The organism is Pseudoalteromonas galatheae, from assembly GCF_005886105.2.
Lineage (GTDB): Bacteria > Pseudomonadota > Gammaproteobacteria > Enterobacterales > Alteromonadaceae > Pseudoalteromonas > Pseudoalteromonas galatheae.
In genome coordinates this window covers 2,508,789-2,524,270 of record NZ_PNCO02000001.1, presented here as the reverse complement: position 1 = coordinate 2,524,270, position 15,482 = coordinate 2,508,789, and the positions used below count along the sequence as shown (strand labels likewise).

Genomic DNA, 15,482 nt, shown 5'->3' with positions numbered 1-15,482 from the left:
CTCACTCACTCCAAGTCGTCCTATACTTGTTTCAGCCTATCGTGACGACCTAAACGAGTTACTATCACTTCATTTACGGAGGCCAATATGACAAAGGAGTCAGTCAGTGAAGTCAATGTGTTACTCATTGAAGATGACGAAGACGATTATATTTTAACCTTAGATTATTTGGAGTCGATCCCTAACTTTAAATTTAATCTCGTTTGGCAGAGCCAATACCACCAAGCTCTAGAAGCGCTGGAGAGCAATGGCTTTGATCTTTGCTTGTTGGATTATCAGTTAGGCCCGCAAACTGGGTTAAGTGTGTTAAAAGAAGCCAAAGCAAGACAGGTTCATACGCCGATAATCATGTTGACGGGACAATCGGACGAAGTCTTGGATAACGACGCATTGAAAGCGGGCGCTGAAGATTTCGTACTTAAGTCAGAAATAAGCAGCGCGCGGTTTATTCGCTCTATCCGTTATGCTTTGGCACGGAAAGAGCTTGAACGTGAGCGCCTTGAGCGATTGCGAGTAGAGTCTGACAGTCGAGCAAAAGACCGCTTTTTGGCTCATTTAAGTCATGAACTAAGAACGCCACTCACTTCTATCTTGGGGTACACCAATCTCCTCCTATCCCGGGAAGAATTACAAAATGTTAAGCCTGAGCTATCTATTATTAATAATAACAGCGAGCATCTACTTAATTTACTCAACGATGTGCTCGACCTGTCAAAGCTAAAAGAAAACCGATTACAGCTCAATAAACAAGACACATGCTTGAGTAGTTTTCTTAGCGACTTGTATAGTTTGTTCAAAATGGCTGCTGCGAAAAAAGGCTTGAGTTTTAGTATTGAAGCTAAAACGCCACTCCCTCAAGATGTAAAAGTCGATAAAACAAGGCTAAAACAGGTACTTATCAACATTATTTATAATGCGATTAAGTTTACGAGTTCTGGTTTTGTGAAGGTCGAGATCACACTACAAGCGGATGCAAAGCTTGAATTCAAGGTAATTGATACGGGCATTGGTATTCCTGCAGCCAAGCTTAAACGTATATTCAAGCCATTTGAACAAGTACAAAACGTTACAACACGCACGGATGAGGGCGCTGGTCTTGGGTTAGCTATTAGCTCAGCACTGATTAAATTGATGGGCGGTGAGCTGGCGGTTGAGTCGACCTTGGGAGAGGGGAGTGAATTTGGCTTTTGTATCGATCTAGAGAAGGTAGACGGAGCGGCTCTTGCTCCACTTGTGTTAGATAAAACGCAAAATGCAGCTAATAAAGCGCTCCCATCGGACCTAAAAGGGCATATCCTTATCGTTGAAGACATTAGTGAGATACAGATGTTAATGCGTACTTTGATTGGCCAAACAGGTGCAACGGCTGAAATTGCAGGCGATGGCATTGAAGCGCTTGCGATGCTTAAGGATAACCCAAATAAATATGATTTAGTCTTTATGGACTTGCATATGCCAAGAATGGATGGTCGAGATACTATTGTTGCACTTAGAGAGCGTGATATTGACTTACCTGTTATCGCATTGACCGCTGCAGCCCAAAAAGGCACAAAAGAAGAGTTAAAGGCGCTTGGCTTTAGCGATATGATGAGCAAGCCTATTAATGTGCCTGAGCTGGGTAAGTGTTTAGAGCATTACTTGAGTGATAAGTTGCCATCACCTAGCATTGATATGACGCAAGCCAATGGTGCATTGCAGTTTTTAGTGGTAGAAGACGATGCAGATACGCGCAACTTATTGAAGTTGCTACTGAATTCATTACAAGTGAATGTGGTTACGGCCGATTGTGCACAAAACTGTTGGCAACACTTCGTTGGTTCTGAGCGCTTTGACACTATTTTACTGGACATAGGTCTACCTGATAAGTCCGGACTTACGCTAGCGCGAGAGATCAAGGAACAAGATCCCAGTCAACATATTGTGATTGCTAGCGGTTTTGATCCTGAGCCGGAAAAGTTGGCAGAGTCGCAAGTGGATGAGGTGTTATTAAAGCCTATTACCTTGGTGGACCTGAAGGAAGTTAAAGAAAAGCTGGATTAAAGGAAGTAGTAAAGAATAGCTCGAGGAGTTAAATTAAGCCTTGAGCCATTCTTTGCAACAGCACTATTTTCCTTAATGCACCAAATTTGCCGTATTTAGCGCTGAGCGCGCCAAACATAAAAACAAAGCCCATTCCTTGCGGCGAGCTGATCGCGCCGGTGAATACCTTTTTGGCTTTTACATGAGTCAGTCGATTAAATTGTTTAGCATCGATAAGTCTTTTCTTCTCCGCCACTACCTCTTGGTGCAATTTATCTGTAATAAACTCAGCGAGTTTCGTCATTGCTTGCCTCCGACTTCACTACCGGGGTAAAAAAACCGGATGTAAGATCATTTATGCTGTTATTGAACAGCTTAAGCCCTGTCACAATTAAATAATATATCACCGCAATATTGATAGTCAGAACAATGCCTGCTGAAATAAACCAGCTAAGCCCTGCATAGGTTAGTGCATACGCGAATAACGCATGTAGGCTACCCCACACCATTGCCGTTAATATTAACGAAAATAGGATCAACCCTAGTGCAATACATAAGGTTTTAAGGTTAGCTCTAAATTTGGCTCCTAATAAGCTAATTTGTGCTTCGGCGATTTGCTGATAACTGTTTATTAATAGAGACACAGAGTCTTTAAGCTCAGCGAGCGCTGGAGTGCGCTCGTGAGCAGCTGCTTGACGGTCTCTTACTTGAGCTTGGTCTTGCATGATTACTTATTCCTTAATAGCATAGTTGCCAACATACCGAGTGAAAATGCGATACCAGCCGTTTTTACTGGATTTTCGGTGGCATACTTTTTGATACCTGATGTGTTCCACGCACGTTCCCACTCTTTACGCTTAGCACCGATGGCTTCGCTTGAATTGTGGCTCTTCTCTCGCAGCGACGTTTCAGTGCGAGAAGCTGAAGCGTGCAGTGAATCTACAGAGGCATGCAATGTGTCTGCGATTTGATCCGTAACAGGATGGCTAGAATCGTGTCCATTTGTCTGCGGTTTAGCTGTGTTGCTTGTTTGTGTTTGATTTGCTTGATTACTCATAAACTACTCCTTATTCGTTTAGTTCACTCTTACTAATGCAAAGGCTTTGCCATAATTAAAGTGATTTAAATTCAGTGGCTTATAATCCATTCTGTTCAGGATTGATACGTAGTTACAAAGGTTGTAAAAATTTCATGGAAGAAGTACAGGGTATCGTGTAGCGAGAGTAAGGGTTGAATCTTGCCGCTGGAGCAAGGTTAGTGCCCTATTTTCTTGCTAGAAGGCACTAACCATTGACCAAGCTATTGTAACCCTCTGTGGTTGTTCGGGTAGCGATGCTTTCGGAATTGAACTTTACTGACCCACGTTGTAAAAACATTTACTACAGCAAAGCAACCCAGTGCGGCACTTATACCGATCAACATATAAAGCATAAAGTCGAAATAGAGAGACAATTCCATATAACCTCCAAGCTCAATATAGTAATTCAGGTCTTATAACTCGGTATTAGTTGTATTAATTCAGCTCTAAGGTGGTGACAAAAAATAGATTTTCAAGTCTGCTTCATGGCTGTTTAATTGATGTTTAACGTGGACTCAAGGATAGAAGATAGTGAGTTGACAAAGCCCGCTCAAAGAAAAAATTGTTCAATGGATATTAGCCGAGCTGAAAAGTAGAGGACAGTGAAACATATAGCGAGTAACTTAATATGCCAAAATGAAATCTAAAAAAGGCGCTACCAAGTGATAGCGCCGAAACCAAGCTCTTGTGGAAGAGCTAGGACTGAGTCAAAGGGGAAATAATTGGGGGCTACTATGGAGCCAAAATTACTGCTTAAAACTGATATTCGATAGAGACGGCAGCTACGTCCATATCTGGGTCGATATCGTCTTCAAGTTCATAACGCGTGTATTCTAAACGCATATTAATGTTTTCATTCAGGTGAAACTCAACGCCTGCACCGTAAAGCCAGTCGCCACCTTCAAGGTTAGATGAAACACGGCCTACAGCTGGAATATCCGCGTAGATATCAGCATCCCACTCAAGCCAGCCACCTTTTGCATATACCGAGAAATGCTCATTTAATGGGGCTGAGATACGCGTCGACAAAGAAATACCGTCGATTTCAGCGGAGTTGTCAATGTCACTTGCTTCGTCGAAGTTTTCGTAGGCAAGCTCAAAGCTCCAATATGGATTGATTTTAGTACCCACGTAAGCTTTTAACATAGAAGAGTCATCGTCGAACGAGGTGTCGTTCTCACGATCTTCCCATTGGAAAGAGTATTGGCCGTAGCCGATACCAGTGTAAATTTTATAATCATCTAGTCCAAAATCAGACTCCGCGTGAGCAGCGGTAGATGCAAGACCTAGAGAGGCTAGTAGCGCAGCGGCAATAGTTAATTGTTTCATCTTTACTCCTTAAATCAATATAAGTATGGGAGGGGGAAATTCCCCCTCAGATTAAAATTGGCTTATGATTTTTTGGTTACACGAAGGTTATCTTTCACATCCTTAACGTCATTAGCATTTTTCGCGATTTGAACAGCAAGCTTGCGCTCGGCTTCGCTGCCAACGTGACCGTTTAACGTTACGACTAAACCTTCAACATCAACATCAATGTCAGTGCCATCTACGTCAGTGTCGAACAGGTAACGAGACTTAATTACCGTTGCGATTTTTGCGTCAGTAAATCCGCTGTCGCTCTCATAATTACGCTCTTTTTTGCGCTCATCTGACATTTCTACAATTGTCAGGTCATTTTTCACTTCTTTTACGCCGTCGATACCTAGTACAAGCTCTTCAGCTAACTTTTTATCTACTGAATGTTCGACTTTACCTGTAAGTACAACAACACCATTTTTCACGTCAGTATTAATGTCGAAGCTGTTCAATTCACCGTTGAAAAGCAGCGTAGCTTCTGCTTTACCATCGATCCAAGCATCACTTGCCTCCTTTTCCCAAGAGTTATCAGCGGCGAATGCTGAAGCAGTAGTAAGTGAAGATACAAGTACAGTTGCAATTAATGTCTTTTTCATAATGAAACTCCTTTAATTTCGTAGTCGAATTACTTATTGCAGCTGTTGTGCCAGTTTTTAATTTATTGAAAATTAAGGGGTTTATATTTTTATAGGAAACAGGAAGGAAGAATTTACCGAGAAAATGTGTATATTACTTTGTAATAATTACCTTTTTAATGAACCGCTAATTAATATAGCTAGGAATGATTACTGCATCCTAACTTTGTTTAGTACTTATATAGGAATGTGTGATTATGAACTTAGAAAAGTTTTGGACATTAATTAATGATAAGTTAATCGCTTGGCTTGAATCTGGTGTGCAATTATTGCCCAATATGATCCTAGCCTTAATGGTTATCATATTTTTTACGATTCTAGCTAAAATATCATCTGTTTGGTTTTCTAAAGCGATAAGAAAAGCAATAAAGACCGAACAAGTCGCTTCTCTTATTAGCTCTATATTTAAAGTTTCTATTATTGCTATCGGGATTTTCTTTGCCCTAGATATCGTGAAACTATCAGGCGCCGTGATGTCATTGTTGGCTGGGGCTGGGATCATAGGCCTTGCCATTGGCTTTGCATTCCAAGACATGACAGAGAACCTCATTGCTGGATTTGTGATGGGAGTCAGAAAACCTTTTATGGTCGGTGATATTATAAGAACCAAGGATTGCTTTGGTACGGTAAGCAAAATCAATTTGAGAAATACCTTAGTAGAGAACTTTTACGGCCAACTGTCTTATATTCCCAACAAAATTCTCTTTAAAAATGAACTACAAAATTACACTAAACTTGGCAAGCGAAGAATAGAAGTACCTTTTGGTATCTCCTATGCGGACGACCCAGAGCAAGCTCGAGAGGTGATTGTCGAGGCAATTAATAAGCTTGATTTTGTGGTAAACCAAAAAGAAACGGATGTCTATGCCGAGTCTTTTGGTGATAGTTCTATCAATCTTCTCGTGTGGTTTTGGATAGACTATCCAGCAGATCCCGGCTTTATGGTGGTCAGGCACAAAGCAATTTGCACCATTAATCGTGTGTTAGCTGATAACGATATCTTAATTCCTTTCCCAATTAGAACCCTGGACTTCAATGCAAAGGGAAGCGCGACCTTGAGTGAGCAATTATCACAGGAATAATTTACACCTAGCTTGTAATATTTTCACCTGTCTGTACACGGTCAGATTAAAAAGTCTTAAAAAATAAAGGTTTATATTTTGGCATCTAAACTGCATCAGTAAAGTTGACAGAAGATAATATTTGCAAAACGCACTTATTAAATATTTAAACGAAAGGAGTTATTTATGGCAGATTCAAATTACGATATGGAGCCGGTAAAAGAGCTCATTAAAGTATTAAATGGTGGTGTTGATTTTTACACCGAAGCTAAAAAGAAGCTAGATAATATCGAATTAAACCGAGTATTTGACCAAATGATTGTAGATAAAGCGCAAGCAATTTCGGATCTACAACCATTTGTTCTTATCGACGAAGGTGAAATCGAGACTGATTCAGCGCTTAGCATCGACATTCGAGAGTCATACACCAAGCTGATTGGCATGGTGAGCACAGATAAAGAGCACACCTATATTTCGCAACTAGAAGAAGTGGAAGACAAAGTGTTAAGCAAGCTTGATAAAGCGCTAAGTAAAGACCTTCCACCAAAATGCAAGAGTGTATTACTGCAAATTCAAACCAGAATGCAAGCTTGTCACGATCAAATGAAGCAGTTGCAAGAGCTGACTGCCTAAGGAGGACGTTATGTTAAGTTGGGCTGTAATGTTTTTATTCCTAGCACTTGTCGCAGCTGTGCTAGGTTTCACAGGAATCGCAGGCGCTGCGGCTGGAATGGCGAAAATTCTATTCTTTGTGTTTATCGCCTTTATGATTATTTCATTTATTTTTGGCAAAGCACGAGCTCCCAGGTAAAAGGGATTTAACGCAAAAAACGGTTTAGGAGATAGATTATGATGAATTCAGCAATTACATTAGCAAAAGCATTTGGTTTTGTTTCAATTTTAGCACTATTTGGTTGTAGTGAAGGTCCAGCGGAAGATGCCGGCGAACGCTTCGATGAAACAGTTCAAGAAGTCGAAAATAGCGTAGAAGACGCTTGTGAAGACGTAAAAGAGAACCTGAACGCTGAAAACGAAGAGTGCTAAGTGAGTATAGTTTCGACGTGGAATAAAAGAGGAGAAGCCCCAAAGCTTCTCCTCTTTTTTTATAATAGATATAAAAATCAAACTTATACAACCAGAAGATACATCGAAGAAGTGTGATGTACGTCAAAAACGAGCCGCTTTATTTACATTTATCATTGTAATATACGAACTTTGAGTAATACTTTATTTCTATGTTCACTTAATAAAAATCAGACTATGCTAAATAGGGTTTCAGTTAAAAGCAGATTGTTGTCGCTTTCGGGCATACCTGCTGTGTTTTTTATTCTTGCTACCATCTTCACCATCGGAACATTATCCAACCTTATCAGCTACATTGACCATATCTATGACGACAGAGTTGTACCACTTAGGCAAATAAAAGTGGTGTCAGATAACTATGCGGTGGTTATTGTTGATACTTTTCATAAGTTACGAGGTCATCAACTCTCAAATAGCGCTGCATTAAAGCAAATCGACGAAGCGAAGAAGGTTGCGGAAAAAGAATGGCGACAATATTTATCGACCGATTTGACAAATGAAGAACGAGAGCTTGTCAAAGAGGTTGAGGCTGCAGAACTGACCGTTAAACAGTTGTTGGCTGATTACACCAGCAGAGTAAATGCCAATACATTTGAAGAAATTCCCTACGATAAATTTGTGCATGACCTTTACGCCGTATTTGACCCTTTAAGTGAGAGTTATAATGCGTTGATTGAATTACAGCTTGCCGAAGCAAGTTCGCTGAGAGATAAGGGACGCTCAGAAGCCAGTGCAACCAAAACAGCCATGATCGCGTCATCCTTCATCATTGTGATAGTTATGGTAGTGATTGGTATGCTGATATTCAGATCAATCAATGAGCCACTCAATCGTCTGCGTTTACGCATTGGTAATATCGCAAAAGATGCCGACTTAACTCAGCGTGTAGTGATTGAAGGGGAAGATGAATTGAGTGAGATAGGTAATGATTTTAATACTATGGTGTCGAGCTTACATGAACTAGTCACTAATCTAGTTACTATGGTAAATAGCCTTTCTTCTACGTCCAATGAGCTAAATGGAATTAGCCAGTCAATTGCTGGTACGTCACAAGAGCAGGAACAGCAAACGGTGATGATAGCCACTGCGGCGACGGAAATGAGTAGTGCAATACAGGAGGTTGCACATAGCGCGATGAACACTGCGAACAAGGCTGAGATGTCGGGTAAGCTAGCGAAACAAGGAATGAGTGTAATATCGCAAAATATTCAGGCTATTGAGCGCCTAGCTAATGAGGTTGGGGATAATGCACAGTTGATTAAAGCATTGAACGATCAGTCTAATGAAATCAACCAAGTTGTGTTAATGATCCAAGGCGTTGCAGAACAAACAAATCTGTTGGCATTGAACGCTGCAATTGAAGCTGCGAGGGCTGGAGAGTCCGGCCGAGGCTTTGCAGTTGTTGCTGATGAAGTCAGGCAGTTGGCACACAATACTCAAAAAGCCACAGAATCGATCCGGGATATGATCAGTAAGTTACAAGGCATGGCACAAAACGCAGTGTCATCCATGGAAAGTGCGCAATCGAGCGCTGCAGCTGGAGTGGATAGGGCTAATGAGTCAGCTCAAATCATGACCGACATAGACAAGGCGGTAGATGAAATCGTCGGTATGAACATTCAGGTTTCAACTGCGACAGAAGAGCAAACAACGGTGGTTGCGGAAATAAGTGAAAACATAAACGACTTCAGTAGTAGTATTTCTGAAATTACTCGCAATGCACAAAGTAACGCAGATGTAAGTAATGATTTAGAAGCGCTCGCTGAAAAACTAAACAGTCAAGTACTGGTATTCAAGGTTTAATGATGGCTTTACTTGATAATTAACTTAAGAGGTTTTGCGCTAAAGTCAGAAACCACAATGAAGCTGATTATTTGGGGCTAGAATAGAGCGGGTTTTGTCCATAAACCCGCTCTATATATTTAAGCGTTTTGCATACCTAACCAAGCCTGAAATAAGTTGCTAACCCAGGCCCTACTGTTTTGTGTTAAAACAGGTATTCCATACTTAAATTGTATGCTCTAGGCTCGTTATATTTTTTAGGTACGAAACCGTACGTGTCGTAAAACGTCTCATCTGTTAAATTGCTGATATTTAGTTTTACGCTAAGCTGGCTAGAGTATTGATATTTGATGTGTGCATTAAGTAAAAGCTGGCTATCAAGCTCAGCGCGCACTGCGCCTCGACGGCCACCTGTTGGCAGTCCAAGGTCAACACCAGGAACGTTTAAAATATCAACTTTTCTGTTTGTATCCCAAGTTGCACTTAAGCCTAAGTTCCAAGCCCCATAAGTATATTTAGTACTTGCATTGAGCGTCTTTCTTGGTGCGTACAAGTTAATATCTTCACCATTTTCGTCGACAACATCGAAATCACTGTAACCAAAGTTTGCTTGCCAATCTTCTGTTAGCTTTGCTTCTAATTCAACTTCAAATCCATCAGCCTCTGCACCATCAACGGGTCGATACCTAGCTGGTCGCTCATTCGCATATTCGGGGATAACAACACCAAAGTCTTCCTTTAAACTATCAAAATAAGCGACATTTAAGCGTAACTTGTCGTCCCATAGTGTGGTTTTGATACCTACTTCTAAGTTTCGCGCTGTGATCGGCGCTAATTGCTTTAAGTTCACATCTATTTTATCCAGTTGTGGCTCATAGGCGTCGGTGTAACTTGCATACGTGCTGATCTGATCATTGATATTGTAAACCAGCCCCACATATAGGCTTTCACCAGTTTCTTTACCTTTATCGCTAGAGAATCCGCTCCAAGCAAAATCACGCTCGTTGGTGCGTTCATAATCGAAGAATTTGACGCCTAGAATAGCGTGAAGGTCATCTGTTAACGTTAATTTACTGCTAAGGGCGATACTCTGCTCTTTTGTTGCTTTGTCCCAATAGCCAATGAATTGCTTATCGGTTGCGGTTAAATGAGCAGCAGGGTGAAGGTTATTAATCGATTGGAGTGGATAAAAAATTGTCCTCGCATTTTCATCCAACTCTTCGAAGCGATCGTCAGTAGATTCAAAATCTGCATTTAAATAGGTGATATTTACTTGGTGCGATCGGTTAAATAATTCAAATCGACCAACCAGTCCCAAAATAAAATTAGTCCCATCGACGGTTTCTATCCAACGTCTATCACCGCCTTGAAGACCAAGGCCCGTTTCTTTGTTTGGGTTTCCACTAAAGTAGGTTAAGGTAATGTCAGCTTCTGTTTTACTGTATTGTGCGCCAAAGTTAAGTGCCCAATCTAAATTGATTTGGTGAGATAATTTTAAATGATAACTTTGGTGGGTATTGCCGTTGTAACTATCTGGCGAGGATAAATTTGTTTTCTTGTCTATTTCAACAGAGCTACCATCAGAGTAAAAAATTGGCAATCCCCACGGCGATAGTTTCAGTTCATTGTCTTGGTAATGAACACTAAACGAGGCTTCTGTATCTTCAGAGAAATAATGATGCAACTGAGTGTATGCAACGATCTTGTTACTATTTTCTTTATCGACGAAGCTATCTTTTTCCTCATAGGCAAGAATAACTCGTCCGGCCAATGCTTCATCTTTAGTGAGAGCTCCGGTTGCATCTACATGTGTACGCATTTTATTCCAAGAGCCAATCTCGGCACCAACTTCAACAAAACCGCCTCGATCTGGTTGCTTGGTGATAACATTTAGTGTTGCTGATGGTTGTCCTGCGCCAGCCATCAAGCCAGCAGCGCCCCTAAGAACCTCTACTCGGTCATAGACAATAGTGTCTAGGCGACTCTCTTGTGGTCCAGCAATTGAAGTAGGTAAACCATCTTTGACCAAGGCATTGACGAGATACCCACGAGAGGTAAACTCAGTATTATCACCCGCTCCAAATTTGTATCTTGAGATACCAGTTGCTTGTACCATGATATCTTCGAGGTCATTAAGTTCGAAGTCTTTTATATAATCGTGACTTAAAACGGTGACAGATTGGGGGGTTTCTTTAATAGTAAGGTCAAGTCCTGTGGGACCCGAGTTACGCTTGATTGGCTGGCCAACAACACTGATCCGTTCAATATTGTCGCGATCGACTTCTGCTGCCGCATTTGGAGAAAAATAAAGGAGTGATAACATCAGAGCTAGTGCTGTAGATTGATGCGCTTTGGTTTGCATGGGTGTTTCCTTTCCTAAATTGTTTTTTCGTCACAAGAGATAAAGATGAAAGTTCCTATGAAATGTAGGAGCTATTTTTCTGAGATTGAACCAAGCTTTCGACCAGTTCTAACTGAAAACAGAAATTATTTTCAATTCTAAATGATAATTCTTTTTGTTACCATAAGGGGTAATTCAAAAAATGAATTATTGCAAAAATAATGGCTTACCCAAATCTCAGATTGGTCAGGATCTAATTGTTAGGTAGGGTGTCAATTAGGTTAGATAGCGCTGTCACAGGGGCTTATCTGTGTTTGAATATCAAAGCAAGGGAGTGAAGTCGTTTTATGTCTTCGCTATTAGGTGGTACATGACGGCAAAACAATGGTTCAACTGGCATAGTTTGAGTGGCGTGTGGTTTGGGTTGTTGCTGTTCATAATATGCTGGACTGGCGCGTTTGCGAGTATTGCCCACGAATTAGATTGGCTATTCAATGAGCCGGTGAGGGCAACAGAGGGCCAATCAAACATAAATTTAGCAGCAGCTTATGAGATGGTACAAGAGACGTATCCTGACGCCCAAATAGGGATTGCCTTTACAGGTCCTGATACTTATTTTGCGCATGACATCGTGATGCGGATGCCAGATAGTCCATGGCAACATGTTTATGTCGATCCATATTCAGGAGCTATCCAAGCTGAAACCAGCTTTTTTAATATTCAGCGCTTTTTTCGCGATTTTCACATGCATTTTTTCGGCGTTTTTGACAGCATCATTTCATATTATCTTGTGCTTATCTTTGCCGTGCCTTTATGTATTTCGACTGTGAGTGCGCTTTATGTATATCGCGGCTGGTGGAAGAAGTTATTTGCCTTAACACTTAGCGGGGATGCTCGAGCCAAAATGGCAAGTATGCATAAAATAAGTGGCGTGTGGGGCTTATGGCTTGCGATTGTTATTTCATTCACGAGTATCTGGTATCTATTTGAGTTTGTACGAATGGATCTGGTTGATGGTAAAACAGCCTTTACCGACGTTGGTGATTTTGCCGTTAATCCTTTGCCCGAACTACCACGACAGAATAAGCCGCAATTGTCAGTAGTAGAATTATTCGCAATAGTAAAAGGGGCGAGACCCGACCTTGAGGTGAAAGCGATCCGCTATTCTGGAGGTTATTTTTATGCTGAGGGGCAATCCCACGATTGGGTCGTGCGGGATAGGGCAAATAAAATATATGTAAACCCTTACAGCGGTGAAGTTGTATACAGCCAAACAGCATCGAGCCAAGGTCTGTACTGGCGCTTATCTGACACTGCAGACCCTCTACACTTTGGCAACTTTGCGGGTGTATGGGGGAAAATATTGTGGTTTATATTTGGGATTGTGATCTCATTTTTGGTTCTCAGTGGTACTTATATGTACATTAAACGGCAGTTTAAGTTGCGTCGTAAAGATGAGCATCGAGGTGTTGTAGTGTCACTGTCTTTAAGCTTTGGAATGATCTTATGTATTTGCTTTTACGCTCAACAGACTATTATGGGTTATGGTATTGCAGGAAGGTGGCCAGAGTTACCCTTTGCTTCGTTTATATTTTTATCGGCCTGGGTGTCGTTCACTTGCTTAATTATCGTGCTTTGGAGCGCAGCTCTGCTTAACTTATGTCTTAAAAATCGGGGGTCTTCGTTCAAGTTGGGTATGAATTGATTTTTGCAGACCAAAAAAAACCTCGCTGCTGCGAGGTTTCTTCACTCATGAAACTGTGATTAAACAACACCACGAGGTAAGCGACAGTCGTGATCCTTTGCTGCTAATTCAGCAATCCACTGTTCTTCTGCTTTGAAGCCATCTTCGTTTTCTGTAACGATAGTAAAGCTTGCTGATTTTACAGCTGCAGCCTTAGGCGCTTTCTTAGTCGTTTTCGCTTTTTTGGCAGGTGCCTGCGTTGTCTCACTTGCTACAGCTGACCCTGAAGTTAGCTCTTCTGTTAATTCAGCCACTTCAGCAAGACGCATGTTTTTGCCTCCATCGATGCTATACCAACCTGGTTTTGCAGTGATTTCAGGCTTTTTGCCATGTGCAGCTTCGTACGCAGCTTCGAAAGCGCTTAGTACTTCAGTTTTATCTAGTTTACTCATCGTAGATCCTAGTCGTGTTGTACGCGGATACGCGGGTTAAGATTAAACTCTATTTATACCCATATTTGCGCAAATTTTCAATTTTTTACGTTTTTCAGCGCTAATTCATCGAACTTTAGCCTGATTTTGATGTCTTTTTCGACGCTTATAGTGCTTCTGGGTCAATAATACGACGAATTGTGATCCACATACTGCCAATTTGCTCATGCCAAATCCGGGTGACTACTTCTAAGGCCTTATGGTTCGGGATAAATAGCCTGCTTAGTGGGTATTGCTTGAAGTTATAAAATTCCGTCGGCGCAGAGAACACTTCAATACCTTGCGCTTCAAATAGGTTTTTTGCGCGTTTCATGTGCGCAGCCGATGTAACCAATGCAACGTCATAATCGACTAGCAAAGGTGCTAGCATTTTTGCTTCGTCCGCTGTGTCTTTGGCATTGGGGTTTTGCTTAATACGTGTAGCGGAAATACCTAAGCTCTGTGCGGTTCTTGCCATAAGTCCCGCGCTTGTTGCATGGCCATAGCCGTAACCAGAGACATACAGTTGGGCTTTTGGGTAAATATTAGCAAGTCTTACACCTTCAACTAACCTAGCTAGACCGCAGCTGCCGAGTTGGGCGTTGCTGGGGAGAGAGTTATCTGGGTATAAATCACAGCCAAGTACAACGATTTTATCTATGTTGCTGTGCTTACTTGGATTGAATGCAGCGAGAGTGCCAGTATCTCTCTCGATAATATGTTGTGCGACATAAGGAGTCGACAATGCCCAAGTGGTGAGTAAGACGAACCAGCTTGCAATATAAGGTCCTTTACGCATCTTAGACATAAAAAGCATAAGCCCCATAAGCACAACCAAAGATAACGGTAAAGGCATCAGAAGTTGACCGACAACCTTTTTGACTTCAAACATTTAAACATGTCCTAGATTTAGATAAGCCTAACGCAATGCTAGCATGAGATTGAAGCTGTAGAAATGTATAACAGTAAGGGCTCAAAAAGAGCCCAGTATATTATCTTGCGGTGGTTTTGCGGCAAGTGTTGAGGAAATGACGATAGACAGGGTTGTCTTTCATGCTTTTCTTCATAGCTAAATACATCGGGCGATTTAACCCAAGTGCGCCAAGAGGAATAGATTTAATCAATCCTTGGCTTTCATAGGGGGTCACTAACCAGTCCGGTAATGCCGCAACCCCCATACCTGCACTGACAAGTTGGAAGATTAATAAACCTTGATCGACGGTTTTTAGTGTACCGTCAAAGCGTGCATTTTGAATGAAGTGCTTAAATATATCCTGACGCTCTCGTGGAATAGGGTAAGAAATGATGGTTTCATCTTTTAGGTCGAGTGCTGTGACATAGGCCTTCTTGGCCAATTCGTGATCTGGTGCAACGATTAACTTTAATTTAAAGTCAAAAAGGTGCGCGTATTCCAGTTGTTCGGGTTCTCGAATGTCTGAGGTAAGCACTAAGTCCAGCTCATCTTCAATAAGGTCAGGAATAGCGTCGTAGCTAAAGCCCCGCTCGTAATCGACCTTAATGTCAGGCCAAAAGGTATTGAATTCTTTAATTGTTGGCAGCAACCAGTGAAAACATGCATGACATTCCACGCTTAATCTGAGTTGCGAGATAGGCTGATTAAGGCTTTCCTTCAGACGACACTTGGTTGCTTCAACTTTAGGTAAAACATCGTTGGCAAGTTCCAATAATAACATCCCTTGAGGGGTAAAACGTACAGGCTGCGTTTTGCGCTCAAAAAGCTGGCAGTCGAGTTTGCTTTCAAGATCTTTGATCTGATGTGATAAAGCAGATTGAGTTAGGAATAGCTCTCGCGCAGTATTCACAAGAGAACCAGTTTCTTTCAAGGTGGAGATAGTCTTTAGGTGCTTTATATCAATCATTATCAACAATTCTCATATTTGAAGTGAGCAAATCTCAGCTTTTCTCAATATTACGATTCTATTTAGTTATTATCAATGTCTAGACGTCTA

Annotated in this window: 16 protein-coding genes; 7 read left to right on the top strand and 9 right to left on the bottom strand. The window is 41.4% G+C overall.

Annotated elements, in window-relative coordinates; all coding sequences use genetic code 11:
- Positions 1-87 precede the first annotated feature (87 nt).
- Positions 88-2,040 (top strand): response regulator, encoded by a 1,953-nt coding sequence (locus tag CWC29_RS11140; protein WP_138521190.1) that lies wholly within the window; start codon positions 88-90, stop codon positions 2,038-2,040.
- A 28-nt stretch (positions 2,041-2,068) separates the two neighbouring features.
- On the opposite strand, the gene CWC29_RS11135 is transcribed toward CWC29_RS11140, so the two are convergent.
- From CWC29_RS11135 to CWC29_RS11115, 5 genes are all read right to left on the bottom strand, one after another.
- Entirely contained in the window at positions 2,069-2,323 is a 255-nt protein-coding gene (locus CWC29_RS11135) for a hypothetical protein (protein ID WP_128726917.1), read from the bottom strand.
- Positions 2,307-2,744: a phage holin family protein gene (locus CWC29_RS11130; RefSeq protein ID WP_128726916.1), complete on the bottom strand. Its 438-nt coding sequence runs from the start codon at positions 2,742-2,744 to the stop codon at positions 2,307-2,309. Before CWC29_RS11130 ends, CWC29_RS11135 begins: the two co-directional genes overlap by 17 nt.
- A gap of 2 nt (positions 2,745-2,746) precedes the next feature.
- Positions 2,747-3,076 (bottom strand): hypothetical protein, encoded by a 330-nt coding sequence (locus tag CWC29_RS11125; RefSeq protein ID WP_138521192.1) that lies wholly within the window; start codon positions 3,074-3,076, stop codon positions 2,747-2,749.
- A 774-nt stretch (positions 3,077-3,850) separates the two neighbouring features.
- Positions 3,851-4,426, bottom strand: coding sequence for an outer membrane beta-barrel protein (locus CWC29_RS11120; protein WP_128726914.1), 576 nt, complete (start codon positions 4,424-4,426; stop codon positions 3,851-3,853).
- A 62-nt stretch (positions 4,427-4,488) separates the two neighbouring features.
- Entirely contained in the window at positions 4,489-5,052 is a 564-nt protein-coding gene (locus CWC29_RS11115; RefSeq protein ID WP_138521194.1) for a BON domain-containing protein, read from the bottom strand.
- Between the two features lie 236 nt (positions 5,053-5,288).
- Here CWC29_RS11115 and CWC29_RS11110 point away from each other — a divergent pair, with 236 nt between their 5' ends.
- The 5 genes from CWC29_RS11110 to CWC29_RS11090 all read left to right on the top strand — a co-directional run bounded on the left by CWC29_RS11110 (position 5,289) and on the right by CWC29_RS11090 (position 9,038).
- Positions 5,289-6,173 carry a mechanosensitive ion channel family protein gene (locus CWC29_RS11110; protein WP_138521196.1) on the top strand — a complete coding sequence of 295 codons (885 nt, stop codon included), beginning with the start codon at positions 5,289-5,291 and terminating at the stop codon, positions 6,171-6,173.
- Between the two features lie 165 nt (positions 6,174-6,338).
- Positions 6,339-6,785, top strand: coding sequence for a PA2169 family four-helix-bundle protein (locus tag CWC29_RS11105; protein WP_128726911.1), 447 nt, complete (start codon positions 6,339-6,341; stop codon positions 6,783-6,785).
- A 10-nt stretch (positions 6,786-6,795) separates the two neighbouring features.
- Positions 6,796-6,963, top strand: a complete 168-nt coding sequence (locus CWC29_RS11100) for a DUF1328 domain-containing protein (RefSeq protein WP_010378934.1) — start codon at positions 6,796-6,798, stop codon at positions 6,961-6,963.
- Between the two features lie 38 nt (positions 6,964-7,001).
- The gene (locus CWC29_RS11095) at positions 7,002-7,196 is read left to right on the top strand and encodes a hypothetical protein (protein ID WP_408004173.1); all 195 of its coding nucleotides are present in this window, start codon (positions 7,002-7,004) and stop codon (positions 7,194-7,196) included.
- A 216-nt stretch (positions 7,197-7,412) separates the two neighbouring features.
- Positions 7,413-9,038: a methyl-accepting chemotaxis protein gene (locus CWC29_RS11090; RefSeq protein ID WP_138521198.1), complete on the top strand. Its 1,626-nt coding sequence runs from the start codon at positions 7,413-7,415 to the stop codon at positions 9,036-9,038.
- Positions 9,039-9,222: 184 nt separating this feature from the next.
- Here the strand turns inward: CWC29_RS11090 and CWC29_RS11085 are convergent, their stop codons facing one another.
- A complete protein-coding gene (locus tag CWC29_RS11085; protein WP_138521200.1) occupies positions 9,223-11,379 on the bottom strand; it encodes a TonB-dependent siderophore receptor in 2,157 nt (718 codons plus the stop codon).
- 349 nt (positions 11,380-11,728) lie between these two features.
- Between CWC29_RS11085 and CWC29_RS11080 the strand changes: the two genes are divergently transcribed.
- A complete protein-coding gene (locus tag CWC29_RS11080; RefSeq protein ID WP_138521202.1) occupies positions 11,729-13,063 on the top strand; it encodes a PepSY-associated TM helix domain-containing protein in 1,335 nt (444 codons plus the stop codon).
- Between the two features lie 59 nt (positions 13,064-13,122).
- Here CWC29_RS11080 and CWC29_RS11075 read toward each other — a convergent pair whose 3' ends face one another.
- From CWC29_RS11075 to CWC29_RS11065, 3 genes are all read right to left on the bottom strand, one after another.
- Positions 13,123-13,494, bottom strand: a complete 372-nt coding sequence (locus tag CWC29_RS11075; RefSeq protein WP_010606607.1) for a hypothetical protein — start codon at positions 13,492-13,494, stop codon at positions 13,123-13,125.
- Between the two features lie 145 nt (positions 13,495-13,639).
- Positions 13,640-14,404, bottom strand: a complete 765-nt coding sequence (locus CWC29_RS11070; protein ID WP_138521204.1) for a YdcF family protein — start codon at positions 14,402-14,404, stop codon at positions 13,640-13,642.
- A 100-nt stretch (positions 14,405-14,504) separates the two neighbouring features.
- Positions 14,505-15,392: a LysR substrate-binding domain-containing protein gene (locus CWC29_RS11065; RefSeq protein ID WP_010370874.1), complete on the bottom strand. Its 888-nt coding sequence runs from the start codon at positions 15,390-15,392 to the stop codon at positions 14,505-14,507.
- Positions 15,393-15,482: the final 90 nt, after the last annotated feature.

What these genes read in the sequence shown, in the direction of transcription:
- CWC29_RS11140 (WP_138521190.1), top strand. Translation starts at nt 88, where the DNA reads ATGACAAAGGAGTCAGTCAGTGAAGTCAATGTGTTACTCATTGAAGAT.
- CWC29_RS11135 (WP_128726917.1), bottom strand. Translation starts at nt 2,323, where the DNA reads ATGACGAAACTCGCTGAGTTTATTACAGATAAATTGCACCAAGAGGTA.
- CWC29_RS11130 (WP_128726916.1), bottom strand. Translation starts at nt 2,744, where the DNA reads ATGCAAGACCAAGCTCAAGTAAGAGACCGTCAAGCAGCTGCTCACGAG.
- CWC29_RS11125 (WP_138521192.1), bottom strand. Translation starts at nt 3,076, where the DNA reads ATGAGTAATCAAGCAAATCAAACACAAACAAGCAACACAGCTAAACCG.
- CWC29_RS11120 (WP_128726914.1), bottom strand. Translation starts at nt 4,426, where the DNA reads ATGAAACAATTAACTATTGCCGCTGCGCTACTAGCCTCTCTAGGTCTT.
- CWC29_RS11115 (WP_138521194.1), bottom strand. Translation starts at nt 5,052, where the DNA reads ATGAAAAAGACATTAATTGCAACTGTACTTGTATCTTCACTTACTACT.
- CWC29_RS11110 (WP_138521196.1), top strand. Translation starts at nt 5,289, where the DNA reads ATGAACTTAGAAAAGTTTTGGACATTAATTAATGATAAGTTAATCGCT.
- CWC29_RS11105 (WP_128726911.1), top strand. Translation starts at nt 6,339, where the DNA reads ATGGCAGATTCAAATTACGATATGGAGCCGGTAAAAGAGCTCATTAAA.
- CWC29_RS11100 (WP_010378934.1), top strand. Translation starts at nt 6,796, where the DNA reads ATGTTAAGTTGGGCTGTAATGTTTTTATTCCTAGCACTTGTCGCAGCT.
- CWC29_RS11095 (WP_408004173.1), top strand. Translation starts at nt 7,002, where the DNA reads ATGATGAATTCAGCAATTACATTAGCAAAAGCATTTGGTTTTGTTTCA.
- CWC29_RS11090 (WP_138521198.1), top strand. Translation starts at nt 7,413, where the DNA reads ATGCTAAATAGGGTTTCAGTTAAAAGCAGATTGTTGTCGCTTTCGGGC.
- CWC29_RS11085 (WP_138521200.1), bottom strand. Translation starts at nt 11,379, where the DNA reads ATGCAAACCAAAGCGCATCAATCTACAGCACTAGCTCTGATGTTATCA.
- CWC29_RS11080 (WP_138521202.1), top strand. Translation starts at nt 11,729, where the DNA reads ATGACGGCAAAACAATGGTTCAACTGGCATAGTTTGAGTGGCGTGTGG.
- CWC29_RS11075 (WP_010606607.1), bottom strand. Translation starts at nt 13,494, where the DNA reads ATGAGTAAACTAGATAAAACTGAAGTACTAAGCGCTTTCGAAGCTGCG.
- CWC29_RS11070 (WP_138521204.1), bottom strand. Translation starts at nt 14,404, where the DNA reads ATGTTTGAAGTCAAAAAGGTTGTCGGTCAACTTCTGATGCCTTTACCG.
- CWC29_RS11065 (WP_010370874.1), bottom strand. Translation starts at nt 15,392, where the DNA reads ATGATTGATATAAAGCACCTAAAGACTATCTCCACCTTGAAAGAAACT.